Origin of the sequence: Micromonospora sp. NPDC005087, from assembly GCF_042872965.1 — a bacterium.
Lineage (GTDB): Bacteria > Actinomycetota > Actinomycetes > Mycobacteriales > Micromonosporaceae > Micromonospora.
Genome location: NZ_JBIALB010000016.1, coordinates 84,868 through 109,365, shown reverse-complemented (window position 1 = coordinate 109,365; position 24,498 = coordinate 84,868). Strand labels below are relative to the sequence as shown.

Genomic DNA, 24,498 nt, shown 5'->3' with positions numbered 1-24,498 from the left:
GCCCGTTGATCAACACGACGTCTGGGAAGTCGGTCTGTCGAACGCTGCGGGACACCCCGACTTCCCGGAAGTCGAGTGGATCTAGGCGCGCGTCGGGACCGGTCCCGGGCCATTGCGAGCGTCACAGCACCCGGCTTCGTCCGCGCGGGACGCGGTGCGGGAGACTGGCGGGCATGGCGGCTCGTGGCTTCCCGTACACCGACCTCAAGGACTTCCTCGCGGCCCTGGAGCGCGCGGGCGAACTGCGCCGGGTCGACGTCCCGGTCGACCCGACCCTGGAGATCAGCGAGGTGGTCACCCGCACGGTCCGGGCCGGCGGACCGGCGCTGCTGTTCGAGCGCCCCACCCGGGGCGAGATGCCGGTGGCGATCAACCTGTTCGGCACCGAGAAGCGGATGGCCATGGCGCTCGGCGTCGACTCGCTGGACGAGATCGGGGCCCGGATCGGCGCGCTGATCAAGCCGGAGCTGCCGGTGGGCTGGTCCGGCATCCGCGAGGGCCTGGGCAAGGTCATGCAGCTCAAGTCGGTGCCGCCGCGCAAGGTGAAGACCGCGCCCTGCCAGGAGGTCGTCTACCGGGGTGAGGACGTCGACCTGAACCGGCTGCCCGGGCTCCAGGTGTGGCCCGGCGACGGCGGGATCTTCCACAACTACGGCCTCACCCACACCAAGCACCCGGAGACCGGCAAGCGCAACCTCGGGCTGTACCGGCTCCAGCAGCACGGCCGCAACACCCTGGGCATGCACTGGCAGATCCACAAGGACTCCACCGCCCACCACGCGGTCGCCGAGCGGCTCGGGCAGCGCCTGCCGGTCGCGGTCGCGATCGGCTGCGACCCGGTCGTCTCGTACGCGGCCAGCGCGCCGCTGCCCGGCGACATCGACGAGTACCTGTTCGCCGGGTTCCTGCGCGGCGAGCGGGTGGAGATGGTCGACTGCCTCACCGTGCCGCTGCAGGTGCCGGCCCACGCGCAGATCGTGCTGGAGGGCTACCTGGAGCCGGGCGAGCGGCTGCCCGAGGGCCCGTTCGGCGACCACACCGGCTTCTACACGCCGGTCGAGCCGTTCCCGGTGCTGCACATCGAGGCGATGACCATGCAGCGCAAGCCGGTCTACCACTCGATCGTCACCTCCAAGCCGCCGCAGGAGGACCACGCCCTCGGCAAGGCCACCGAGCGGATCTTCCAGCCGCTGCTCAAGCTGCTGATCCCGGACATCGTGGACTACGACCTGCCGGCCGCCGGCGTCTTCCACAACTGCGCGATCGTGTCGATCCGCAAGCGCTACCCGAAGCACGCGCAGAAGGTGATGAACGCGATCTGGGGCGCGCACCTGATGTCGCTGACCAAGCTGATCGTGATCGTCGACGAGGACTGCGACGTGCACGACTACAACGAGGTCGCCTTCCGCGCCTTCGGCAACGTCGACTACGCGCGCGACCTGCTGCTCACCGAGGGCCCGGTCGATCACCTCGACCACTCGTCGTACCAGCAGTTCTGGGGCGGCAAGGTGGGCGTTGACGCGACCCGCAAGCTCCCCACCGAGGGTTACACCCGCGGTTGGCCGGAGGAGATGAGCATGTCGCCGGAGGTCACCGCCCTGGTCGACAAGCGCTGGAAGGAGTACGGCATCTGATGGCGGTCCTCGACGCGCCGGCCGAACGGCCGGGCCGAATCAAGTCGTTCCTCAAACTCGTCGCCATCGAACACTCGGTCTTCGCGCTGCCGTTCGCGTACCTGTCGGCGCTGACCGCGATGCAGGTCAACGGCGGCCGGGTGCGCTGGGTGGACCTGCTGCTGATCACCGTGGCGATGGTCGGGGCGCGGACGTTCGCGATGGCCGCCAACCGGATCCTCGACCGGCGGATCGACGCGCGGAACCCGCGTACCGCCGCGCGGGAGCTGGTCACCGGCGCGGTGAGCGTGCGCACGGCCTGGACCGGCGCGGTCGTCGCGCTGGTGGTCTTCCTCTCCGCCGCCGCTCTGCTCAACCCGCTCTGCCTGGTGCTGGCGCCGCTCGCCGTGGTGCCGCTGGTGGTCTACCCGTACGGCAAGCGGTTCACCAACTGGCCGCACGCGATCCTCGCGGTCGCCCAGGCGGTCGGCCCGGTCGGCGCCTGGCTGGCCGTCACCGGCACCCTGGACGGCTCCTGGCCGGCCTGGCTGCTCGGCGCGGCGGTCGGGCTGTGGATCGGTGGCTTCGACCTGATCTACGCCTGCCAGGACGACGCGGTGGACCGGCGGATCGGGGTGCACAGCGTGCCCGCCCGGTACGGCCGGCGCTTCGCGCTGCACGCCTCCACCGTGGCGCACGTGGTGACGTTCGGGCTCTTCGTCTGGTTCGGGGCGGTGGTCGGGTTCGGCTGGCTCTGGTGGGTCGGCCTGGCGCTCACCGCGGTCGCGTTCGCCTACCAGCACCTGGTGGTCACCCCGACCGACCTGAGCAAGGTCAACCGGGCGTTCTTCACCGCGAACGGCTTCGTCGGCATCGCGCTGTTCGCCTTCGCCCTGCTCGACCTGGTGATCCGGCTCGACCTTCGGCCCTAGGCGCTGGTGGGGTAGCGGGCGCTCTCCAGCGTCCAGTCGATGGTGCCGCGCACCGCGTACGCGACCCCGTCGAGGTGGTCGGTGACCGCCTCGTCCAGCGCCGGGCCGAACGACGGCACCGTGGCACGCAGCGCGACGAAGCGCCGCATCGACTCCCGCCAGCGCTCGGCCACCCGGTCCACCGCCTCCGCCGGCGACAGGCCCTGCTCGTCCTGCATGGCAAGCACCAGGTTGTGCCCGCCCGCGGTGGCCCGGTCCCGGTCCAGCGATGCGAGGTCGTTGTACCAGGAGAGCAGGTCGTTGCCGGTGCGGGCGACCCGGCGCAGCAGCGGGTGGTGGTAGACCGGGTCGGGCAGCGGCCGGCCGGTGACGAACTCCACCAGCGGGTACGACACGTCCGCCGCCGACGTGGCCCGCCGCAGCTCGACGTACTCGATGACGCCGGGTCGGCGACCCGCCTCCTTGTTGGCCGCCTCCCGCCGGGTCCCGTCGAGGTGCTGGGCCACCGCGTCGGCGAAGCGCAGCCGCCACCGGGCCGGCATCCGGCGGCGCGGCTCCCGCCAGGCCAGCACCAGCAGCCGCCGCAGCGGACCGGTCAACCCGGCGTGTCGTGCCCGGGGACCGTCGTGCAGCAGCGCCAAGGTGCCGTTGCGCAGCGCGCGGATCTGCTCCGGAGCGAGCCGGCCCGGCCCGTCGCAGGCGTCGTCGACCAGGAAGAACCAGGTGAACAGCGCGGTCAGGCTCCGCAGGTCGGCCTCGGTGGCGTCCGGGTAGAGCCGGCCGGCGTACCGGGCGAAGGCTCCCCGGCTCAGCCGGCGCAGCGCGGCGTCGTCCAGCGGCAGGCCCAGCTCGGGCAACAGGCGGAGCAGCCACTCGTGCACCCGGTCGGCGTGCGGCGAGAGCCGGGCCGGGATCGGACATTCGGCGCGCAGCGTCCAGAGGACCTCGCCGGTCGTCACCGATGCCTCCTGTGCGATCTGCTGCCGGTGCGAATGGCCACCGGCAGCATGCCAGGTCCGCGGGACACGCAGGCGCCCGCCCGGACATCTCGGGCGAGCCACCCGGAGGCCGATCCCGGGGGTGCCCACCAGCGCACGAACCCCACCAGGCAGGCTGGGGGCATGCGGGAACCATGGGTGGTCGGTGTCTCCGGGGCCTCCGGTACGCCGTACGCGGCGGCCGTGCTCGGCGGGCTGCTCGACGCGGGCGAACCGGTGGACCTGATCGTCTCCCGGGCGGCGCGGCTCACGCTGCTCGACGAGACCGGCCGGCCGTTCCGCGACGCGCACTGGGCCGAGGACCTCGCCGCCTGGCTCGGCCGGGACGTGACCGGCGCGGACGTGCGGCACTGGCCGGCGGGAGACCTGGCGGCCGGTCCGAGCAGCGGTTCCTACCGGGTACGCGGAATGGCGGTGGTGCCGGCCAGCACGGCGGCGTGCGCGGGGGTCGCCATCGGGCTCTCCAAGGACCTGTTGCAGCGTGCCGCCGAGGTCAACCTCAAGGAGCGCCGGCCGGTGGTGGTGGCACCTCGGGAGACGCCGGTGACCCGCAGTCACCTTGAGCACCTGATCGCGTTGCACGACGCCGGCGCGGTGGTGCTGCCGGCCAGCCCCGGCTTCTACGGCGCGGGTGCGGCGGCCAGCGCGCAGCAGTTGGTCGACTTCGTGGCCGGCAAAGTGCTGGACGCGCTCGGCGTCCCGCACACCCTGTTCCGACGGTGGTCCGGCCAGCTCGGGGCGGCCCGAAGCTGAGCCTGTCTGCTCAACCCCGCCCGGTCACGCGTACGACGGGTGACCGTAGCGGGACGCGGACCGGACTGCTGCCCGGTCCGCGTAGCGTTGTCCGCACCAGTTCAGTACATGCCGGCGTTGGCCGGACCCGGCCCGGTAGAGGCGGCCGGGCCCACGTTGCGTGGCTTTCCGACCTCGTCCACCTCGTCCAGCATGCCCTCCCCCTCAAGCAGGGCTCGCACCTCGGATTCCCGAAACCGGCGATGCCCGCCTGGAGTCCGGATGCTTCCTATCCGGCCGGCCGCCGCCCATCTCGTCACAGTCTTCGGGTCCACCCGAAACAGCGCGGCGACCTCACCCGGTGTCAGCAGGCGATCTCCAGTGTCCACAGCCCCCTCCTCGCGTCGACGAAGCCCCTGGCTGAACACACTGCCCCCGGCTGGTGCGAGCCCAGAGCCGTCATGAGGGACGTATGGTAATTACAGCACCAGGGACCTGGCCTGTCCGCCAAACGCGAAAAATGCACTGAGTGGGAAGTTAGTAAATGGTACTGGTGCAACCCCTGCCCTGACCGTCTGTTTGTGAACAGTTACTCACTGCTGTGTGCAACGGATACCGAAGGCGTCGCGTTACGCCCAACGGGATAAGGTCACTCTCCGTGGACGCCATCGACCTGAGCCTCGTCGACCTGCTGCGTGGAAACGCCCGCCTCTCGTACGCCGAGCTCGCCCGGCAGGTTGGCCTCTCTGCCCCGGCCGTGCACGAGCGGGTCGGCAAGCTGGAGAACAGCGGCGTGATCCGCGGCTACCGCGCGGACGTGGAGCCGGAGGCGATCGGGCTGGGTGTCACCGCGCTGATCGGCATCGTCGAGGACTCCGGCGCGGACAGCGACGACATGCTCGAGTCGCTCCGGGTGCTGCCCGAGATCGAGTCCTGCTACTTCATGGCGGGGGTGGAGTCCTTCCTGCTCAAGGCGCGGGTCGGCACGATCGCCGAGCTGGAGCAGCTGATCGTGCGGCTGAACCGGACGCCCGGGGTCGCCTCCACCCGTACCGCGATCGCACTCTCCACCAAATGGGAGAACCGCCCCCAGTCGGTCGGCCCACCGGCCGCCTGACACCGCGGCGGTGGGGCCCGGCCTCGCACCCGAGCGCCAGGGGGATCGGCGACCACTCCTCATGTGCGTCCTTTGCTCTGCTTACACCCACGCACCAGTGCGGGCCGTTCTGTGGTGCGTCCGCTGAAGCAGAGCAAAGGAGACCGCCCCCGCGCCGTACCGGCCGCTGCCGAGGGCCGATCGGCGCCGTACCCGCCGCGGCCGAGGGCCGGTCGGCCCTGGTGCCGTACCGGCGGACGGCGGTAGCGTGCGCCGATGACCCCGCTGGGACGTGGAGCGGCCGTGGTGACCGGGGCCGCCGGCGGCCTGGGCCGCGCCATTGCCGCCGCGCTGCACGCCGACGGTTGGTCGGTGCTGCTCACCGACGTCGACCCGGCTGCGGTCGCCGTCGCGGCCGCGCCGCTCGGCGGCTGGTCCGCCGCGCTGGATGTCCGGGACGAGGCAGCCTGCGCCGAGATCGCCGCGACGGCAGCCAGCCGGGGTGGCCTCGGCCTCTGGGTCAACAACGCCGGCATCCTGGTCACCGGCCCCGCCTGGGAGCACGACGGACGGACCCGCCGTCGGGTGCTCGACGTGAACGCGCTCGGCGCGATGAACGGCACCCTCGCCGCGCTCGGGGTGATGCGCGGGCAGGGGCACGGCCACGTGCTGAACGTCGTCTCGCTGGCCGGGCTGGTCGCCGCGCCCGGCGAGACGGTGTACGCGGCCAGTAAGCACGCGCTGCTGGCGTTCAGCCTCGGCACCCTGTCCGACCTGCGGATGGCCGGATATCGGCAGGTACACGTCTCCTGCCTCTGCCCGGACGGCATCTGGACCCCGATGCTGCACGACCGGCTGGACGACCCCGGTGCGCTGGCGTCGTTCACCGGTTCCATGCTGACCCCGCAGCGGGTGGCCGCCCGGGCGGCCCGACTGGCCCGCCGGCCGCGCCCGGTGGTCAGCCTGCCCCGTTGGCGGGGAGCGCAGGTCCGGCTGCTGGACGCCCTGCCTCGACTGGCCATCGGGCTGACCCCGCTGGTCCGGGCGGTCGGCCGGGCCGGCCAGCGCCGTCAGCTCCGCCGGGTCACGTCGGCGGACCGGCGCTGACCTCCTCAGGACCGCTTGCTACTTTGCCGACGTGACTCATCTCGACCGGTGCGACGAGGCCAGCCGGACCTGGGTGACCGAGGCGATCGCCGCCGTCGAGGCGGACGCGAACCGCTCGGCCGACACTCACCTGCTGCCGTTCCCGCTGCCGCGGGAGTGGGGGATCGACCTCTACCTCAAGGACGAGTCGGTGCACCCGACCGGCTCACTGAAGCACCGGCTGGCCCGCTCGCTCTTTCTCTACGGGCTCTGCAACGGCTGGATCGGGCCGCGCACCACGATCGTCGAGGCGTCGTCCGGCTCCACGGCGGTCTCCGAGGCGTACTTCGCCCGGATGCTCGGGCTGCCGTTCATCGCGGTGATGCCCGCCTCCACCTCGCCGGAGAAGATCGCGCAGATCGAGTTCCAGGGCGGCCGTTGCCACCTGGTGGACGACCCGGCGAGCGTGGTGGTCGAGGCCCGCTGGCTGGCCGAGGATTCCGGCGGTCACTTCATGGACCAGTTCACCTACGCCGAGCGGGCCACCGACTGGCGGGGCAACAACAACATCGCCGAGTCGATCTACGCACAGCTGAGACTGGAGCGGCACCCGATCCCGGCCTGGGTCGTGGTGGGCGCCGGCACCGGGGGCACCAGCGCGACAATCGGCCGGTACGTCCGGTACCGCCGGCTGGCCACCAAGCTCTGCGTGGTGGACCCGGAGAACTCCGCGTTCTATCCGGCCTGGCTGGCCGCCGACTGGTCCGTGCGTACCGGGAAGGGATCCCGGATCGAGGGGATCGGCCGTCCCACCGTGGAGGCGTCCTTCCTGCCCGCGGTGGTGGACCGGATGGTCCAGGTGCCGGACGCGGCGTCGCTGGCCGCCATGCGGGCCGGCTCGGCGGTGCTCGGTCGCCGGGTGGGTGGCTCCACCGGCACCAACCTGTGGGGGGCGTTCGGCCTCATCGCCGGGATGCTCGCCGAGGGCCGGACCGGCTCCGTGGTCACCCTGATCTGTGACGCCGGCGACCGGTACGCCGACACCTACTACTCCGACGACTGGGTGGCCGCGAAGGGCCACGACCTCGCACCGCACGCGGCCACCATCGACCGCTTCCTGACCAGTGGCGCCTGGCCCGCCTGAGCCCAGCTCGCCTGAACCCGGCCCGCCTGAGCCCGGCGCACTCAGCGCGGGTCGATCCGTTCGGCGAGCCCGGGGTAGCGCACCACGTACCCGTCGGCGTCCAGATCGATGTCGGCGGTGAAGGTGCCGCTGGCGAACCGCACCCGGCCCGGCCCGAGCCCGGTGTAGATCTGCTCGGCCGCCACCACCTCCAGACCGGGCAGCAGCACCCACGCCGCGGTGATCCGGTGCGGCAGGTCGGCCGGCTGAGCGGCCAGCCCGAGCCGATGGACCGGGAGGGTGTTGAACAGCGGGGACCCGCTCAGGTCCACGTCGAGCGCGTCGGCCAGCCGATCCGGGTCGTCGGTGCCCGGCAGACCGGCCGGGGGATGACCGGCCGCGACGAGTGCCGCGTCCAGGTTGCCCTGCTCGGCGGTCGTCACCCGCCACCGGTCCGCGGCCCGTTCCAGCGTGACTCTGCGCAGCCAGCCCGACCCCTCCGCCTCGACCTCGACCCGGCTGGTGCTCCAGTCAGGTGCGGTGGTCAGCTGGTAGCGGACGGTCCAGGGGATCGGGTCCACGGCGAGCAGGGTGCCCCGGGCCGCCAACCCGTGCCCGTCGTCGAGCACGACCTGCTCACTGCCGGCGGTGTCCGTCCGGGACCAGAAGATCGACTTCGGCATGGTCGGCATGAGCCGGACGTTACGCGACCGAGCCGACATCGGCAGGGCATGCGCGAACGCCGCCGCGGAGCGTGGGCTCCGCGGCGGCGTTCAGTGAATCAGTGGATCAGTGGGTACGGGCCGGCGGGCGCCCGCCGAAGCCACGCCGGTCATCGCGCTGCCGGTCGTCGCGCTGCCGGTCGCCCTGACCGCGGCTCTCCGGGCGGAAACCACCCCGAGCGTCCCGGTCCGCGAAGCGCCGCTCCCCGGCCGGTCGGTCCCCGAACCGGCGCTCGTCGGCGGGCCGCTCGCCCTGCTGCCGGTCGCCGAAACGGCGGTCGCCGGAGGCGCGCTCGTCCCGGTCCCCGTAGCGCCGCTCGCCCTGCGGGCGGTCGCCGTAGCGCCGCTCGCCGGTCGGGCGGTCGCCCCGGCCGTCCCGGTCGCCGAACTGCGGGCGGTCGCCGAAACGGCGCTCACCCTGCGGCCGGTCGCCGTAACCCCGGGCATCCCGATCGGCGTACCGGCGCTCGCCGGTCGGGCGGTCGCCGTACTGCCGGTCGCCCTGGGGGCGGTCGCCGAAGCGCCGCTCACCGGTCGGCCGGTCGCCGTACTGCCGGTCGCCCTGGGGGCGGTCGCTGTAGCGCCGCTCACCGGTCGGGCGGTCGCCGTACTGCCGGTCGCCTTGCGGACGGTCGCCGTAGCGCCGCTCACCCTGCGGGCGGTCGCCGAAGCGGCGCTCGCCGGTCGGGCGGTCGCCGTAGCGGCGCTCACCCTGGGGACGGTCGCCGTAGCGGCGGTCGCCGCCCGGCCGGTCACCGAACCGGCGGGGGCCGCCGGAGCGGTCACCGTAGCCCCGGGGCTCCGCCTCCACGCGGACCGGGACGCCGCTGGGCTCACGGGCGCCGATCAGCTCGGCAAGCGCCGGGTCCCCGAGGCGGACCCGGCTCTCGGCCGGCGCGACGCCAGCCTTCTCGAGCATCGCCAGGGTGGTACGGCGCTGCTTGGGCAGCACCAGCGTGGCGACCGCGCCCGACTCGCCGGCACGGGCGGTGCGCCCGGCGCGGTGCAGGTAGTCCTTGGGGTCCTTCGGCGGGTCGACGTGCAGCACCAGGGTGACCCCGTCGACGTGGATGCCCCGAGCCGCCACGTCGGTGGCGACCAGCACGTTCATCCGGCCCTCGCGGAACTCGGCCAGCGTCTTGGTGCGCATCCGCTGGGTCTTGCCGCCGTGCAGGCCACCGGCCCGTACGCCGACAGCGGCGAGCTGCTCGACCAGTCGGTCGACGCCGAGCTGGGTCCGGGCGAAGACCATGGTCCGGCCGTCCCGGGCGGCGATCGAGGCCGTCACCGGGAACTTCTCGTGCGGCGGGATCAGCAGCATGTGGTGGTCCATGGTGGACACCGAGGCGGTGGACGGCGCGGTGGAATGCGTCACCGGATCGGTCATGAACCGCTTGACCAGCGCGTCGACGTCGCCGTCCAGGGTGGCCGAGAAGAGCAGCCGCTGACCGTTCGCGGGCGTCTTCGCCAGCAGTTCGGTCACCTCGGGCAGGAAGCCCATGTCGGCCATCTGGTCGGCCTCGTCGAGCACCGTCACCTCGACGTCGTCGAGCTGGCAGATGCCCCGCTCGATCAGGTCGCCGAGCCGGCCCGGGGTCGCCACGATGATCTCCACGCCGCGCCGCAGCGCGTCGATCTGACGGTCGTACGGCACTCCGCCGACGGCGGTCTTCAGGAACACGTTGATCGCCTTGCCCAGCGGCAGCAGGGCGTCGTTGACCTGCATGGCCAACTCCCGGGTCGGGACCAGGACCAGGGCGCGCGGCCGCATCGGCCGGGCCGGCTGGCCGGCGGCGACCCGGGCCAGCAGGGGCAGGCCGAACGCGAGCGTCTTGCCCGACCCGGTCTGCCCGCGGCCGAGCACGTCCCGGCCGGCGAGCGCGTCCGGAACGGTGGCCCGCTGGATCTCGAACGGGGTGGTGATGCCCTGCCGCGCCAGTGCGCGGACCAGCGGCTCGGGCAGGCCGAGCGCGGCGAAGTCGACGGGCTCGGCGACCTCCGTCGGGGCGGCGTCGGGCGTCTCCAGGGCGGCGTCGACCGCCGCCGGGGCGGAATCGAAAACGGACGGAACGATGCTGGGGTCAGCAGAGGTGGTCAACAAATGCCTTTCGAGCGGGGCGCATCTTCGCGATGGCCTGCCGCGGCTGTGCCGCCGGATCGCCCGCAAGATCGCCCATGGGCGCGCATCACGCGCGCCGGGTCAGTGATCTCGACCAGTGTACGGCGGTCCGGCGGAGCCGCCAGCCGGTTGCCCGACCGTAGTGGGCGGACTCACCATCGACCCGATCGTCGGCTCAGCCGTTGAGCACGTTGCCCACCAGGCCGTCCAGGGCGTCGTTGGCGAGCAGGACCACCAGCACGCTGATCGCCACCAGCAGCCCCAGTGCGGCGGCCAGGACGATCACCACCCGGGCGGTGCTGGAAGACCGTTCGGCCGGGGTGTCGGCCCAGCCCTGAGCCAGGATGTGCCCGGTCAGGGAGCCGGAATTCTCCACGGCGCTGGCCGGCAGCGCGATCGTGGTGTAGCCGGGCTGCTCCCCGCCGCCGTAGACGGTGCCGGCCAGATCGGAGCCGCCGTCGTACCGCCCGCTGCGAGCGGCCGCCGCGCCCCGCCCAGCCGGCACGCCCGCCGGGTTGGACCCCCGGGAGCCGCCGGTGTCGTTTCCGCCCGACGGGACACCGCCCGCGGTGGACGGCGGCCAACTGGGCACCACCGGCGCGGGCACCACCGGCGGGGCCGAGACCGGCGCCCCGGTCCATCCACCGCCGCCCTGGGTGGGCTGCGCGGCAACCGCTGAGGCCGACCAACCGGCCGGCGACGCGGAGGCCCGCACGCCCGGGCCGGACGACGAGCCGTAGACCGCCGTGGAGCCGCGCCCGGCGGGATCGGCGGGCGACGCGGTGGCCCACCCGGTGGGGCTGGCCGGCGGCGCGGAGACCGACGCGGTGGCTCGCACGGCCGGCGGCCCGCCGGGCGTCGCGGGCGGCGGCGGGAAGGGCGGTGCCGGCATCGGGCCGGGCTGCGGGGGTGGCCCGGGCACCGGCGGGCCGGGTGGCGGTGCCGGTGGGCCCGGAACGGGTGGTGCGGGTGGGCCCGGAACCGGCGGCACCGGAGCCGGCGGCGGTGTGGGTGGGCCCGGGATGGGCGGCAGTGGCGGCGTGGGCCGGGGCCCCGGTGGCGGGGTCGGCACCGGACCGGGCGGGTACGGCCCAGGGCTCGGCGCTGGCTCGGGCTCGGGCGGCGGGGTCGGGCCCGGTGGTGCGGGGGTCGGCTCCGGGGTCGGAGGCGTGGGCGGCTGGACGGGCTCCGGAGGCTGCGCCGGTTGGGGCGGCTCGGGGCTCACCGGAGCGGAGCGGTAGACGGCGGGAGCGCTTGGCCGGGAATCCGGGGTGCCCACCGCGCCGGCCGTGACGCGGCTGTTGGCGGACACCGTGGCGCTGGCCCGGGCCGGGGCGCTCGAGCCGTCCCGCTGCCCGGGCAGAGACCCGCCGGTCGGGTTGGCCGATCCGGTCGCCCGGTAGGTGGTCGCGCTCACCGGCGCGCTGGCCGGGAGGTCATCCGGCGCCGCGGCGGCGGTGACGACACTGGCGCGGGCGCGTACCGGAGCGGCGGCCGGGTCAGCCTCATCGGGCGCCGGCTGCCCCCCGTCCGCGTCGGCGGAGCTGGCGGGAGCGTCGGTGCCGGCGGAATCGTCGGCGGCACCGACGTCACCGTCGGCGGGGGTCTCGACGGCGGCACTGACGGTGTCGGCGCTGGGTGCCGGGTCAGTTGTTCCCGGTCCCGGCTGGTCGACCGCGACGGGGGCGGCCTTCTCCGCCGGATCACTCTGCTCGGCCATCTCCGCCCTCCGTGCCACGCTCGCACCCGGACCCGTGACACCGGGCCGGATGTGCCTGGATGTCACGGTGCCACAGATCGCCCCGAGCGGACAGCCGGAGCCGATTGTGGCGCCTCAGCTTCCGGTGCTCGGGCTGCCCGTCGTGCTCGGGGTCGGGCTGTCGCTGGACACCCCGCTCCGGCTCGCCGACGGCGAGCCGGCCGGGGTCGAGGTGGCCGGCGCACTGGTCGGTGGCGGTGGCGGCGTCGTCGGCGTCTCGCTCGGCGAGGTGCTCGGCGAGGTGCTGCCGGTCGGGGTCGGGGTCGGGGTGCCGGTGGGCGTCGGGGTGGCCGATCCGGTCGGCGTCGGCTTGGTGGTCGGCGTGGGCTTGGTGGTCGGCGTGGGCTTGGTGGTCGGCGTGGGCTTGGTGGTGGGTGTCGGCTTCGTGGTGGGCGTCGGCGTCGGGCTGGTCGGCGCGCTGGGCGTCGGGACCGGCACGGTCGGGGCCGGCACCGCGCCGATCACCCGGGTGGCGGCGTACAGCCGGGACCAGCGGACGACCGAGACCTTGACGACGTCGCCGGTGGTGGGCGCCTGCACCATCTTGCCGTTGCCGATGTACATGGCGACGTGGTGGATCGTGGTCCAGCTGCTGCCGGAGGCGAAGAAGAGCAGGTCGCCGGGGAGCAGCGCGGTCTGCGGCACCGTCCGCGAGCGGGTGGCGGCGTACTGGTCCCGGGAGACCCGGGGCAGCTGGAAGTAGTCGGCGCCGGGCGACCGGTACGCCGCCCACATCAGACCGGAGCAGTCGAACGTGTCGGGCCCCTCCTCCGACCACTCGTACGGGTCGCCGAGCTGGGCGAGGGCGTACCGGACCGCGGCCAGCGCCCGCGGGTGCGCCGCCATCCCGCTGACGTTCTGGCCGACGAGGTAGCCGGCACCGAGCTGCTGCTCGGCGGCCTCCTGCTGGCGCTCGATCTCGATGAGCTGCGCGGCGTTGTCGCGGCGCAGCTTGAGGAGGCTGGCCTCGGCCGCGCGCAGCGCCTTCTCCCCGACGGCGAACTCCGCCTCGGCGGCGTCGAGCTGGGTCTTGGCCGTGGTGTGCGCCTGGTAGGCGGACTGCTCGCCGCTGCGGGCCCGGGAAAGCTCCCCGGCCACCCCGGTGGTGCCGCGCTCGACCTTCTCGCCACGGGCGATCCGCTGGAGCCGGCTCAACCCCTGGATGTCGTCGGCCAGGTCGCCGGGCGGTAGCGCGGCGGCCGCCTTGAACGCGTCCGAGGCGGCGACGTCGGCCGCCTGCTGCGCCCGGAGGAGATCGTCCTGCGCGGTCGCCAGCGCCTTGCCGGCCGCCTCGAGCTGGGCCTGCGCGTCCGCGCGTTTCTGCTGGCTCAGCAGCAGTGCCTCGCCGAGGGCGCCGACCTGGGTCTCGCCGGCGGCGATCTGGGCGGCCAGCGGGCCGTTGCCGACGTTCATCACCGGCGGGACCGGGACACCGGCGACGGGTGCGCCACCGGGCAGTTGGAGCGCGCCGACCACCGCCGGGCGCGAGCCGGTGTCCGGCACCGTGGTGGGCACCCCGGGCTCGGCGTACGCGGGGGTGGCGAGCACGGCGGCGGCGATCGCGCCGAGCAGGGCGGCCCAGAGCTTCGGACGCAGCACCGGCGAGATCACCGGGCTCCGTCGTCGCTGCCGTCGCCCGCGCCCGCTGTCGACCATTCCGCTCCCCGTCCCGCTGCCCGTCGCCGCGCTCGGTGGCGCGGCCGTCGGGACGGTACCAGTGTGTGTTCCGCCCCACCCTGTCTTACCGCACGCGGGCAGTGATGTCGATGCATCGCCGGGTTACGGGAGGCTGAGAGTCTGGTGAAGTCGGTCGCTGTCGCCGACCGTGCCGCCGGGCCGGTCGGCGTCCCGACGTACGCTCGACCGGGACCGCAGGTGGAAGGGACGTGCCATGGACGCCGGACTCAAGCGTGAGCTCGAAGCGAAGGTGTACGCCGGTGAGCGGCTGACCCGTGAGGACGGGGTCGCCCTCTACGACAGCGACGACCTGGCCTGGCTGGGGCGGCTGGCGCACCACAAGCGCACCGAGCTCAACGGCGACCGGGTGATGTTCAACGTCAACCGGCACCTCAACCTGACCAACGTCTGTTCGGCGTCCTGTGCGTACTGCTCGTTCCAGCGCAAGCCGGGCGAGAAGGACGCGTACACGATGCGCATCGACGAGGCGGTCCGCAAGGCCAAGGAGATGGAGGACGAGCAGCTCACCGAGCTGCACATCGTCAACGGCCTGCACCCGACGCTGCCCTGGCGTTACTACCCGAAGGTGCTGCGTGAGCTGAAGGCGGCGCTGCCCAACGTCAAGCTCAAGTGCTTCACGGCGACCGAGGTGCAGTGGTTCGAGAAGATCAGCGGCCTGAGCGCCGACGAGATCCTCGACGAGCTGATGGACGCCGGCCTGGAGTCGCTGACCGGTGGTGGCGCGGAGATCTTCGACTGGGAGGTCCGCCAGCACATCGTCGACCACGCCTGCCACTGGGAGGACTGGTCGCGCATCCACGCCCTGGCGCACAGCAAGGGCATGAAGACCCCGGCGACCATGTTGTACGGCCACATCGAGGAGCCCCGGCACCGGGTCGACCACGTGCTGCGGCTGCGCGAGCTGCAGGACGAGACCAACGGCTTCGCGGTCTTCATCCCGCTGCGATACCAGCACGACTTCGTGGACTCGGCGGACGGCAAGATCCGTAACAAGATCCAGGCGCGCACCACGATGGCCTCGCCGGCCGAGTCGTTGAAGACGTTCGCCGTCTCCCGGCTGCTCTTCGACAACGTGCCGCACGTGAAGAACTTCTGGGTGATGCACGGGCTCTCGGTGGCCCAGCTCTCGCTGAACTTCGGCGTGGACGACCTGGACGGCTCGGTGGTCGAATACAAGATCACCCACGACGCCGACTCGTACGGCACCCCGAACACCATGCACCGCGACGACCTGCTGCACCTGATCTGGGACGCCGGCTTCCAGCCGGTCGAGCGGGACACCCGCTACAACGTGGTCCGGGAGTACGACAAGGCCCCGTCGCTGGCCGAGCGGCGCGCCGAGCCGCAGCAGGTGTGGGCCTGAACCGCCACGTACCCTCGCAGTCGATGACTGAGCAACGAGGACCGGAGCGGCAGGGCGGCTTCCCCCGACGGGACGCCGAGGGACGCGTCCGTACCCTCGGCGATCTGCTCGGGGTGTGCCTGGCCGGCCTGGTCATCGGTGCGCTGGCGCTCGTGCTGTTCGACTGGGCGTTCGCCTCGATGGGCGCCGGCGACTTCGGGCACACCAACGGTTGGCTGGCGGTGATCCTGCCGGCGTGGCTGTTCTGGGACGATTTCCGGGCCTGGGAGTTCGGCGCGGCCCGGGTGGTGGCGGCACTGGTCGCCGCCGCCGTCGGGGTGTTCGCGGGGCTGCTGATCGCCGGTCTGGGCGCCGGGTTGCCGCCGCTGCTGTCCGGAACGTTGGCGGCGGCGGCGTTCACCGTGGCGTACGCGGCGGTCTGGTTCCCGGGCGTCCGCTGGCTGGCCCGCCGGACCGGCTGACCCCGACCGCCCGCCGGGCGGATCGACCTTCCGCCGGCACCGGCGGGTGACGGAGAACGGAGTGGTGCGGGTGAGCGCGGCGGTCAAGTACACGCTGGGTCGGATCGGGCTGTTCGTCGCCGTGCTGGCGGGCCTCTGGCTGATCGACATGAGCGTGTTCCTGAAGCTGATCCTGGCGCTGGCCTTCTCGGCCGCGCTCTCCTTCTTCCTGCTGCGCGGCTGGCGGGAGGAGATGGCCGAGGAGATGGCCGGCGCGACCGAGCGCCGCCGAGCGGAGAAGGAACGCCTCCGCTCGGCCCTGGCCGGCGACGACCAGCCCCCCTCCACCGACCAACCCCCCACCGACCAGCCCCCGCGTTGATCATGAAGTTATTGCTCCGACACGCCGATCGGCCGGGCAATAACTTCATGATCAACCACGCTCTACCAGTTGGTGGAGCCCGAGACCTTCGGCCAGGGCTTGCTCGTCGGCTTGATGAGGTATGCGACGCCGCCCGAGCCGCCGGAGACGCCGCCGGTGGCGTTGACCCGCTTGGTCCGCAGCCAGATCTGCTCGAACTGGGCACGCTTGTAGACGTTGCGCACCACGTCGTTGCTGGACGAGGCCGGGTCGTTGACGATCACGTCGCCGTCGGCGGTGAAGCCGACCACCACGAACAGGTGCCCGGAGGTGCCGTAGTTCGCCCCGTCCAGCTCGCTGGCGAGGAAGGACTGACTGGTCACCACCGGAATGCCTGCGGCGATGAAACGCTCCAGCTCGTCCAGTGAGTGCAGTCGGGTCACCCGCCCCTCCAGGCCGGGGAAGCTGGCCGCGTACGCGGTGTTGAACGGCCAGTTGCCCGCGCCGTCGTACGTGTAGTCGTAGGTCATCCGGGCGGCGTGGTTGACCGTCGGGTCGGGGTAGGTCGGGTCCACCCAGGAGGTGTCGGCCGCGGACGGCCGGCGTCCCCAGTACTCGACCACCATCTCGGTCGAGGTGGGGGAGCACCACGCCTCACCACCGCCGTCGTACTCGGGGTAGTGCCCGGAGTGCACGTTCTGCGAGTAGCGCGGCACCGGCAGCTCGCGGCCCCAGGCGATGTGCCCGGCGCTCGGCGTGACGGTGAAGCGGTCCGGCACGGTCGAGCTCATCGTGCCGAGCATCCGGACCACCGGCGCGGCGGTCTGCCCGGGCGCCCGGTAGAGGGTCAGTCGCAGCTGGTACGACCGCAGCAGCACCCCGACGGCGGCGTCGTCGATGCTGAAGGTGTCGGTCCAGATCGTCGACCAGGGGTCGCCCTGCCGGTTGACGCTGGTCCTCCTGATGTCACTGTCGCCGGACGCCCAGCGGCCCATGACGTACCACGGGGTCTGGTCACCGCTGGTGTAGCTGCCCTGCATCTCCACCTGGATCCAGGTGCCGGCGGGGGTCTCGGCGTTCCAGGACGCGATCAGCTCGGTGGCGTCGAAGCCGACCCGGGTCACCGGGGAGGTCCAGGTGCCGTACTCCCAGCTGCGGGTGACGCCGGTGTGCGGGTCGGCGTACTCGGTGGTGCCGGCCGGGCGGGCCAGCGTGACGCCCGATCGGGCGCCGGGCACCACGCGGGTGCCGGCCCGGCTGCCCCGGTGCCAGTCGGCGGGCCCGGACCAGTCCTGGAAGGTGATCTGCTCGTCGTGGGCGGTTGCGGGCGGTCGGCCGCCGGTGAGTGGTGCGGCGGCTGCCGCGGGTGCGACGGTGGTGAGCAGGGCGAGCGCGGTGACGCCGGCGAGGGCGGCCGTGCGTAAACGGGATCTGGCCATGGGGGCTCCGCGGTGTCGAGAGGGACATCGTTGCTGGTCAGTGTCGCCGCCGGAAGGAAGTTTCGCCAGATGTCGACGGATGGAAAATCATTGCCGCCGCGATGATCCGCCTGGGATGCAAGAGGCAGCGACGGATATTGATATGACCATGTGACAGGTGGTGAAGTGTCCTCCACCGAGCGGGTTCTCCCGCCCTTCGAGGAGGTAGTCCATGGCCCTCCGCACGCCCATCCCTCTCCGCCGCGTCCTGGTGCTCGCCGTCGTCACCGGGCTGGGAATCGTCACCGTCGCCACCGGGCCGGTCTTCGCGCGGCCGGCGCCGGACCGGACCGCCGAGCCGGCCGCCGCCGGCTACCGGGTGCTCGGCCCCCGGACCGTCGCCGACCGCAATGCGGTGGCCCGCACCGGGGCCGCCATCGACTACTCCGAACACGGCGTGCTGCACGTCTCGGCCACCGCGGGTGAGGCCGCCGAGATCGGCAAGCTCGGCTTCCGACTCGAACCGCTCGCCCCGCCGCCGAACGCCGAGCGCGGCGCCGGAGAGATGGGCACACTGGCCTTCCCGCCCGCCGACTCCAACTACCACGACTACGCGGAACTGACCGCCGTCGTGAACCAGGTCGTCGCCGACCATCCGGCGATCGCCCGCAAGATCAGCATTGGTTCGTCGTACGAGGGCCGCGACCTGATGGCCGTGAAGATCTCCGACAACGTGGGCACCGACGAGAGCGAGCCGGAACTCCTCTTCAACGCCCAGCAGCACGCCCGCGAGCACCTGACCGTCGAGATGGCGATCTACCTGCTCAACCTCTTCACCGACAGCTACGGCTCCGACTCCCGGATCACCAACATCGTCAACGGCCGGGAGATCTGGATCGTGCCGACGGTCAACCCGGACGGTAGCGAGTACGACATCGCCACCGGGTCGTACCGGTCCTGGCGCAAGAACCGGCAGCCCAACAGCGGCTCCTCCAACGTCGGCACCGACCTGAACCGCAACTGGTCCTACAACTGGGGTTGCTGCGGCGGCTCGTCCGGCTCCACCTCGTCCGAGACCTACCGTGGACCGTCGGCGTTCTCCGCGCCCGAGACGCAGGCACTGCGCAACTTCGTCAACAGCCGGGTCGTCGGCGGAACGCAGCAGATCAAGGCCAACATCGACTTCCACACCTACTCGCAGCTGGTGCTCTGGCCGTACGGCTACACGACCGCGAACACCGGGCCGGGGATGAGCGCCGACCAGTACAACACCTTCGCCACCATCGGCCAGCAGATGGCGGCCACCAACAACTACACCCCGGAGCAGTCCAGCGACCTCTACATCACCGACGGGGACAGCATCGACTGGATGTGGGCCACCCACGGCATCTGGGCGTACACCTTCGAGATGTATCCAGGATCGTCCGGCGGCGGTGGTTTCTACCCGCCCGACGAGGTGATCCCCGCACAGACCTCCCGCAACCGGGAGGCGGTGCTGATGCTCAGCGAGTACGCCGACTGCCCGTACCGGGCGATCGGCAAGCAGGCGCAGTACTGCGGCGGTGGTGGCGGCACCACGGTCTGGTCGGACACCTTCGAGACCGCGACCGGCTGGACCATCAACCCGTCCGGCACCGACACCGCGACCCTCGGGGCCTGGGAACGGGGTGCCGCCCAGGCGACCACCTCCTCCGGGGCCAAGCAGCTCACCCCGTACGCCGGCGCCAACGACCTGGTCACCGGTCGGCTCGCCGGTTCGGCGGCGGGTGACCACGACGTCGACGGCGGGGTGACCAGCGCCCGGTCCCCGGCGGTGACGCTGCCGTCGACCGGCACGCTGACCCTCTCGCTGGCCTGGTACCTGGCGCACGGCTCGAACGCCTCGTCGGCGGACTACCTGCGGGTGAGCGTGGTGCACAACGGTGGCACCACGGCGCTGCTCACCCAGGCCGGCGCGGCGAGCAACCGCAACGGCAGCTGGGCGGTGGCGAACCTCAACCTCACCCCGTACGCCGGCCAGTCGGTGCGCATCCTCATCGAGGTGGCGGACGCCTCCGGCGCCAGCCTCGTGGAGGCGGCTGTGGACAACGTCACCATCAGCGCCTCCTGATCGGATGGGGCCCCGTTCCGCCCCTGCGGGGCCCCACCACCCGTTTCTGACCCCCGCGATGCGCGACATATCGCCGTCGGTCGGTCATCTCGCCCCACCTTCCCGGGGCCAAGGTGATCGACACGCGGCGATTGGCCCTTGATCGATCCGGCACGTCCAGGCGGTGCGCTACCGTCTTAGCGACCACTCCGCAGCGAAGCCGGTGCGAAACCGGCGCTGTCCCGCAACTGTGATGCCCCGTCCTGACGGCGGGGACGAGCCAGGTCGCCTGCGGATCGGTCGCGACACGCGCTCTCGAGGAAGGGCGCCTCGTGGGCGGGCGTACGAAAGTCCCTGTCGGCGAAGCACCACACTCCTCGACCGACAGGAGGTCCCATGTTCAGACGTACCCCCCGGCTCTTCGCCGCGACCCTCGCGGTCGCCGCACTCGCCCTGGGCGCGTGCGCGGAGAAGACCGCCGACGAGCCGACCGCGAGCGGCAGCTCCGCGGCCGCCAGCTACCCGGTGACGGTCGGCTCGCTCACGCTCGACAAGCGCCCCGAGAAGATCCTCTCGCTCTCGCCCACCGCCACCGAGATGCTCTTCGCCATCGGCGCCGGCCCGCAGGTGAGCGCGGTCGACGACCAGTCCAACTATCCGGCCGACGCGCCCAAGAGCGACCTGTCCGGCTTCCAGCCCAACGCCGAGGCGATCGCCGGTAAGGGCCCCGACCTGGTGGTGCTCGCGAACGACACCAACAAGATCGTCGACCAGCTCGGCAAGCTGAAGATCCCGGTCTACCTCACCCCCGCGGCGGTCACCCTGGACGACTCGTACCGGCAGATCGCCGAGCTGGGCACGCTGACCGGCCACGCCGACCAGGCGACCGACGTCGCCGGCCGGATGAAGGACGACATCGCCAAGCTGGTCAAGGACCTGCCGCAGCGCGCCGAGAAGCTCACCTACTACCACGAGCTGGGCCCGGAGCTGTACAGCGTGACCAGCAAGACCTTCATGGGCTCGCTCTACAGCCAGGTCGGTCTGGCCAACATCGCGGATCCGGCCGACGCGGACGGCAAGAGCGGCGGTTACCCGCAGCTGTCCCAGGAGTTCATCGTCAAGGCCAACCCGGACTTCGTCTTCCTGGCCGACTCCAAGTGCTGCCAGCAGAACGCCGACTCGGTCCGGGCGCGCAGCGGCTGGGCCGGGCTGAGCGCGGTGAAGAACAACCAGGTGGTCGCGCTGGATGACGACATCGCCTCGCGCTGGGGCCCGCGGGTCGTGGACCTGCTCCGGGTCATCATCGACGCGGTCGCCAAGGTGCCCGCGTGACCGTCGTCCGTCGGTGAGCGCGAGGAGTGAACCGGGGTTGCGAGCCTCGCGGTCACGAACGGAAGAAGGCTCGGTGACCGGGGAGCCGCTGGTGGCCACCCCGGCGCCACCCACCCGGCCGGCCGCGACGCCACCCGCGTCGCGGCCCGCCGGGCTGCGCAAGCGCTGGCTGGCCGCCGGCGTGGTCGCGGTGCTCCTCGCGCTGGTCGCCGGGGTGTCGCTCGGCCCGATCAGCCTGCCGCCGGGCAGCGTCGCCGCCGAGCTGCTCAACCTGATACCCGGGGTGCACCTGGAGAGCGGGCTGACCGAGCGGGAGATCGCCATCGTCACCGAGCTGCGGCTTCCCCGGGTGGTGCTGGGCCTGCTCGTCGGCGGCCTGCTCGCCCTGGCCGGCGGCTGCTACCAGGGGGTGTTCCGCAACCCGCTGGCCGACCCGTACCTGCTCGGCGTGGCAGCCGGCTCGGGGCTCGCGGTCACCGCGGTGATCGCCCTCGGCGGCGTCGGCCGGCAGGGCGCGATCACCGGCCTGCCGCTGACCATCCCGCTGGCCGCGTTCGCCGGCTCGCTGCTCGCCGTGACGATGACCTACCTTCTCGGCGGCGCCGGTGGGCGGAGCCGGTCACCGGCGATGCTGATCCTGGCCGGGGTGGCGGTCTCCGCGTTCCTCTCCGCCGGGCAGACGTACCTGCTGCAACGGCACTCCGACAGCATCCAGCCGGTCTACTCCTGGCTGCTCGGCCGGCTGGCCACCGCCGGCTGGCACGATGTGCTGCTGGTGTTGCCGTACGCCGTGCTGACCACCGTGGTGGTGCTGCTGCACCGCCGCGAGCTGGACGTCCTCGCGGTCGGCGACGACGAGGCGAGGAGCCTCGGTCTGCACCCGCAGCGTTCCCGCTACCTGCTGATCGCGGCCGCCTCGCTGGGCACCGCCGCGGCGGTCTCCGCGACCGGCCTGATCGGCTTCGTCGGCATCATCGTGCCGCACACCGTCCGGTTGCTCGCCGGGGCGAGCTACCGCGTGATCCTGCCGCTGTCGTTGCTGTTCGGCGCCGCGTTCCTGGCGCTGACGGACGTGGTGGCCCGCACCGCCGCCGCTCCGGCCGAGATTCCGATCGGGGTGGTCACCGCCCTGCTCGGCGGCCCGTTCTTCGTGCTCGTGCTGCGTACCGCCCGCCGGGTGCTCACGTGATCCCCGAACCCGCCGCCGGCCCGGACGACGCGGCCCGCGCGCCGGCGGTCGAGGTGCGGGGGCTGCACGTCAGCCTGGGCGGCACACCGATCCTCACCGGCGTCGACCTCACCGTCGCCGCCGGCGAGTGGGTCACCGTGATCGGCCCGAACGGCGCCGGCAAGTCGACCTTGCTGCGCGCCGTCGGCGGGTTGCTGCCCGCGCCGGGGGCGATCTCCCTGTTCGGTACGCCGAGCGCCGCGCTGCGCCGCCGCGACCGGGCCCGGGTGGTGGCCACGGTGGCCCAGTCCCCGGTGGTGCCGCCCGGGATGTCGGTGCTGGACTACGTGCTGCTCGGGCGTACCCCCTACATCCCGCCACTGGGCCGGGAGTCCGCCGCGGACGTGGCCGCCGTGCACGACGTGCTCGACCGGTTGGACCTCACCGGCTTCCAACGCCGGGAGCTGGCCACCCTCTCCGGTGGTGAACGGCAGCGGGTCTTCCTCGCCCGGGCGCTGGCCCAGGGCGCGACGCTGCTGCTGCTCGACGAGCCGACCAGCGCGCTGGACATCGGCCACCAGCAGGAGGTGCTGGAGCTGGTCGACCATTTGCGCCGCGAGCACGGCCTGACCGTGCTCGCCACCATGCACGACCTCTCCCTGGCCGGCGAGTACGCCGACCGGATGGTGCTGATCGCCGACGGGCGGGTGGTGGCCGTCGGGAGCCCGCACGAGGTGCTGACCGAACACCTGCTCGCCACCCACTACCGGGCCAGCGTCCGGGTCGTGCCCGGCGCGCACGGGCCGCTCGTCGTCCCCGTCCGCCCCCGCTGAGCCCGGACGGTCAGTCCCCGTCCGGGCCGAGGTCGATGACGGAGAAGAGGGCCCCCTGGGGGTCGCGCAGGGCGGCGAACCGGCCCGCCGGGTTGTCCCGGGGCGGCACCAGGATGGTCCCACCGAGCTCGGCGGCGCGGGCCGCGGCGGCGTCCGCGTCGGCCACCGCGAAGTACACCGTCCAGTACGCCGGCAGGTCGGCCGGGAAGTCGTCGGCGAACGGCGGCATCATCCCGGCGACGATCTGCGTACCGAGCCGCCACCCGGTGTACGTCATCCCGCCGACGGGTTGGTCGTCCGGCTGCCAGCCGAACACCAGCTCGTAGAAGACCTTCGCGCCCTCCGGGTCCGGGGTGACCAGCTCCGTCCAGCTCATCGCGCCCGGCACGTTGAACACCTCGGCGCCAGGCATCGCCAGCGGTTGCCAGACGCTGAACGTGGCGCCCGCCGGGTCGGCGAAGACCGCCATCCGGCCCCGGTCGAAGACCTCGAACGGCGGCACCACGACCTGTCCACCCGCGCGTTCGACCCGACCGGCGACCAGTTCCGCGTCGTCCGTGGCGAGGTACGTCGACCAGATCGGCACCTGGTCCGGGATCGCCGGCGGCCCGGCTCCGGCCACCGACCGCCCGTCGAGCTGGAAGATGGTGTACCCGCCCGCCTCCGGCTCCGGTGTCACCCGGCCGGTCCACCCGAACAGCTCGGGATAGAAGCGCCGCGCGTCGGTCAGGTCCGGGGTGGCCAGGTCGGCCCAGCAGGGCGTACCCGGCGGGACGGTGCTCACGTCAAGACCCCTCTCGGCCCGGCGGCCACGACGGCCCCCTGCCGGAATCCTGGCACCGTCCGGCCGCGGCCCGGGGCGGAAACGGACGAATCGTCAGCTGAACCGGCGACCCTCGTCCCGCCGGTACGCCCAGCCCGCGAGCGTGGCGAGCAGCACCACCCAGACGCCGAGCATGATCACTGACAGCGGCTCGATCTGGTAGTCGCCCACCGCGGCCCACATCAGCTCGGCGGCCCCCCGGGTGGGCAGGAACGGCGCGATCGTCTCGATGAACCCGGGTGCTTCCCCCGGTGCGGAGAGCAGTCCGCCGCCGAACGCGAGCGGCAGGAAGACGACCTGCGCCACCACGATCGCCGCCTTGCTCGGCAGCGAGTAGCCGATGGCGAGCCCCATCAGCGTGAACGGGACCGAGATGACGGCCACGGTGACGACGGCCAGCAGGAACGCCGCCGGGGTGATCTGGGCCGCGGTTAGCGTCGCGCCGATCACCGCGACCGGGATCAGCGAGAGGTACGTCAGCGCCAGGCCGGCCAGCACCCGGCCGGCGAACCGGGGTGCCGGCCCGGCCGGCAGGGTCCGGGTGTACGGATTCCACGGCTGGTCGCGGTCCTCGGCGACACCGACGCCGTACTGGAAGATGTTGGCGCTCATCACCGAGAAGGTGACCATCGACGCGGTGGCGAAGGTGGCACCGACCGGGTCGTCGCCGGCGAACGGCACCACGAAGAAGATCATCGCGGCGGCCGGGAAGAAGGCGCTGCCGAAGACCGCCACCGGGATTCGGATGATCTCCAGGAGCTGGTAGCGGGCGTGAACCAGGGCGAGCTGCACG

The 24,498-nt window shown here is 72.7% G+C and carries 22 protein-coding genes and 1 riboswitch; of the genes, 13 read left to right on the top strand and 9 right to left on the bottom strand.

What is annotated here, in order from left to right; all coding sequences use genetic code 11:
- The first annotated feature begins 173 nt into the window (after nt 1-173).
- Entirely contained in the window at nt 174-1,634 is a 1,461-nt protein-coding gene (locus ACFYPS_RS29000; protein WP_354967281.1) for a menaquinone biosynthesis decarboxylase, read from the top strand.
- The gene (mqnP, locus tag ACFYPS_RS28995) at nt 1,634-2,545 is read left to right on the top strand and encodes a menaquinone biosynthesis prenyltransferase MqnP (protein WP_354967282.1); all 912 of its coding nucleotides are present in this window, start codon (nt 1,634-1,636) and stop codon (nt 2,543-2,545) included. Before ACFYPS_RS29000 ends, mqnP begins: the two co-directional genes overlap by 1 nt.
- Here the strand turns inward: mqnP and ACFYPS_RS28990 are convergent.
- Nucleotides 2,542-3,504, bottom strand: coding sequence for a terpene synthase (locus tag ACFYPS_RS28990; RefSeq protein ID WP_354967283.1), 963 nt, complete (start codon nt 3,502-3,504; stop codon nt 2,542-2,544). The genes mqnP and ACFYPS_RS28990 overlap by 4 nt on opposite strands.
- A gap of 162 nt (nt 3,505-3,666) precedes the next feature.
- Here ACFYPS_RS28990 and ACFYPS_RS28985 point away from each other — a divergent pair, with 162 nt between their 5' ends.
- Nucleotides 3,667-4,296, top strand: a complete 630-nt coding sequence (locus tag ACFYPS_RS28985; protein ID WP_354967284.1) for a UbiX family flavin prenyltransferase — start codon at nt 3,667-3,669, stop codon at nt 4,294-4,296.
- Between the two features lie 101 nt (nt 4,297-4,397).
- Here the strand turns inward: ACFYPS_RS28985 and ACFYPS_RS28980 are convergent, their stop codons facing one another.
- Nucleotides 4,398-4,664 (bottom strand): BldC family transcriptional regulator, encoded by a 267-nt coding sequence (locus ACFYPS_RS28980; RefSeq protein WP_007454516.1) that lies wholly within the window; start codon nt 4,662-4,664, stop codon nt 4,398-4,400.
- 269 nt (nt 4,665-4,933) lie between these two features.
- On the opposite strand from ACFYPS_RS28980, the gene ACFYPS_RS28975 reads away from it, so the two are divergent.
- The 3 genes from ACFYPS_RS28975 to ACFYPS_RS28965 all read left to right on the top strand — a co-directional run bounded on the left by ACFYPS_RS28975 (nt 4,934) and on the right by ACFYPS_RS28965 (nt 7,601).
- A complete protein-coding gene (locus ACFYPS_RS28975) occupies nt 4,934-5,392 on the top strand; it encodes an Lrp/AsnC family transcriptional regulator (protein ID WP_354967285.1) in 459 nt (152 codons plus the stop codon).
- Nucleotides 5,393-5,647: 255 nt separating this feature from the next.
- Complete coding sequence (locus ACFYPS_RS28970) at nt 5,648-6,478, top strand: SDR family oxidoreductase (protein WP_354967286.1); 831 nt, start codon at nt 5,648-5,650, stop codon at nt 6,476-6,478.
- A gap of 31 nt (nt 6,479-6,509) precedes the next feature.
- Nucleotides 6,510-7,601 (top strand): PLP-dependent cysteine synthase family protein, encoded by a 1,092-nt coding sequence (locus tag ACFYPS_RS28965; RefSeq protein ID WP_354967287.1) that lies wholly within the window; start codon nt 6,510-6,512, stop codon nt 7,599-7,601.
- 41 nt (nt 7,602-7,642) lie between these two features.
- Here the strand turns inward: ACFYPS_RS28965 and ACFYPS_RS28960 are convergent, their stop codons facing one another.
- The 4 genes from ACFYPS_RS28960 to ACFYPS_RS28945 all read right to left on the bottom strand — a co-directional run bounded on the left by ACFYPS_RS28960 (nt 7,643) and on the right by ACFYPS_RS28945 (nt 13,836).
- Complete coding sequence (locus ACFYPS_RS28960) at nt 7,643-8,263, bottom strand: putative glycolipid-binding domain-containing protein (protein ID WP_354967363.1); 621 nt, start codon at nt 8,261-8,263, stop codon at nt 7,643-7,645.
- A gap of 106 nt (nt 8,264-8,369) precedes the next feature.
- Nucleotides 8,370-10,400 carry a DEAD/DEAH box helicase gene (locus ACFYPS_RS28955; protein ID WP_387328483.1) on the bottom strand — a complete coding sequence of 677 codons (2,031 nt, stop codon included), beginning with the start codon at nt 10,398-10,400 and terminating at the stop codon, nt 8,370-8,372.
- Nucleotides 10,401-10,596: 196 nt separating this feature from the next.
- Entirely contained in the window at nt 10,597-12,141 is a 1,545-nt protein-coding gene (locus ACFYPS_RS28950) for a hypothetical protein (protein WP_387328480.1), read from the bottom strand.
- Nucleotides 12,142-12,255: 114 nt separating this feature from the next.
- Nucleotides 12,256-13,836 carry an NlpC/P60 family protein gene (locus ACFYPS_RS28945; protein WP_354967289.1) on the bottom strand — a complete coding sequence of 527 codons (1,581 nt, stop codon included), beginning with the start codon at nt 13,834-13,836 and terminating at the stop codon, nt 12,256-12,258.
- A 235-nt stretch (nt 13,837-14,071) separates the two neighbouring features.
- Here ACFYPS_RS28945 and mqnE point away from each other — a divergent pair, with 235 nt between their 5' ends.
- From mqnE to ACFYPS_RS28930, 3 genes are all read left to right on the top strand, one after another.
- Nucleotides 14,072-15,241, top strand: coding sequence for an aminofutalosine synthase MqnE (gene mqnE / locus ACFYPS_RS28940; protein WP_354967290.1), 1,170 nt, complete (start codon nt 14,072-14,074; stop codon nt 15,239-15,241).
- A gap of 23 nt (nt 15,242-15,264) precedes the next feature.
- A complete protein-coding gene (locus ACFYPS_RS28935) occupies nt 15,265-15,702 on the top strand; it encodes a hypothetical protein (RefSeq protein ID WP_354967291.1) in 438 nt (145 codons plus the stop codon).
- 70 nt (nt 15,703-15,772) lie between these two features.
- Nucleotides 15,773-16,063 (top strand): DUF4229 domain-containing protein, encoded by a 291-nt coding sequence (locus ACFYPS_RS28930; RefSeq protein ID WP_354967365.1) that lies wholly within the window; start codon nt 15,773-15,775, stop codon nt 16,061-16,063.
- 62 nt (nt 16,064-16,125) lie between these two features.
- Here the strand turns inward: ACFYPS_RS28930 and ACFYPS_RS28925 are convergent, their stop codons facing one another.
- On the bottom strand, nt 16,126-17,481 hold the full coding sequence (locus ACFYPS_RS28925) for a C39 family peptidase (RefSeq protein ID WP_354967292.1): 1,356 nt from the start codon (nt 17,479-17,481) through the stop codon (nt 16,126-16,128).
- A gap of 211 nt (nt 17,482-17,692) precedes the next feature.
- Between ACFYPS_RS28925 and ACFYPS_RS28920 the strand changes: the two genes are divergently transcribed.
- The 4 genes from ACFYPS_RS28920 to ACFYPS_RS28905 all read left to right on the top strand — a co-directional run bounded on the left by ACFYPS_RS28920 (nt 17,693) and on the right by ACFYPS_RS28905 (nt 22,882).
- The gene (locus tag ACFYPS_RS28920; RefSeq protein WP_354967293.1) at nt 17,693-19,570 is read left to right on the top strand and encodes a M14 family zinc carboxypeptidase; all 1,878 of its coding nucleotides are present in this window, start codon (nt 17,693-17,695) and stop codon (nt 19,568-19,570) included.
- A gap of 141 nt (nt 19,571-19,711) precedes the next feature.
- Nucleotides 19,712-19,857: riboswitch (cobalamin riboswitch) on the top strand.
- 88 nt (nt 19,858-19,945) lie between these two features.
- The gene (locus tag ACFYPS_RS28915) at nt 19,946-20,881 is read left to right on the top strand and encodes an ABC transporter substrate-binding protein (protein WP_354967294.1); all 936 of its coding nucleotides are present in this window, start codon (nt 19,946-19,948) and stop codon (nt 20,879-20,881) included.
- A 91-nt stretch (nt 20,882-20,972) separates the two neighbouring features.
- The gene (locus tag ACFYPS_RS28910; protein ID WP_354967366.1) at nt 20,973-22,070 is read left to right on the top strand and encodes an iron ABC transporter permease; all 1,098 of its coding nucleotides are present in this window, start codon (nt 20,973-20,975) and stop codon (nt 22,068-22,070) included.
- Nucleotides 22,067-22,882, top strand: a complete 816-nt coding sequence (locus ACFYPS_RS28905) for an ABC transporter ATP-binding protein (RefSeq protein WP_387328474.1) — start codon at nt 22,067-22,069, stop codon at nt 22,880-22,882. The genes ACFYPS_RS28910 and ACFYPS_RS28905 overlap by 4 nt, the downstream gene beginning before the upstream one ends.
- Before the next feature lie 10 nt (nt 22,883-22,892).
- Here ACFYPS_RS28905 and ACFYPS_RS28900 read toward each other — a convergent pair whose 3' ends face one another.
- Nucleotides 22,893-23,666: a VOC family protein gene (locus ACFYPS_RS28900; protein ID WP_354967295.1), complete on the bottom strand. Its 774-nt coding sequence runs from the start codon at nt 23,664-23,666 to the stop codon at nt 22,893-22,895.
- A 93-nt stretch (nt 23,667-23,759) separates the two neighbouring features.
- Nucleotides 23,760-24,497, bottom strand: coding sequence for an ABC transporter permease (locus tag ACFYPS_RS28895; protein WP_354967296.1), 738 nt, complete (start codon nt 24,495-24,497; stop codon nt 23,760-23,762).
- Nucleotide 24,498 lies beyond the last annotated feature (1 nt).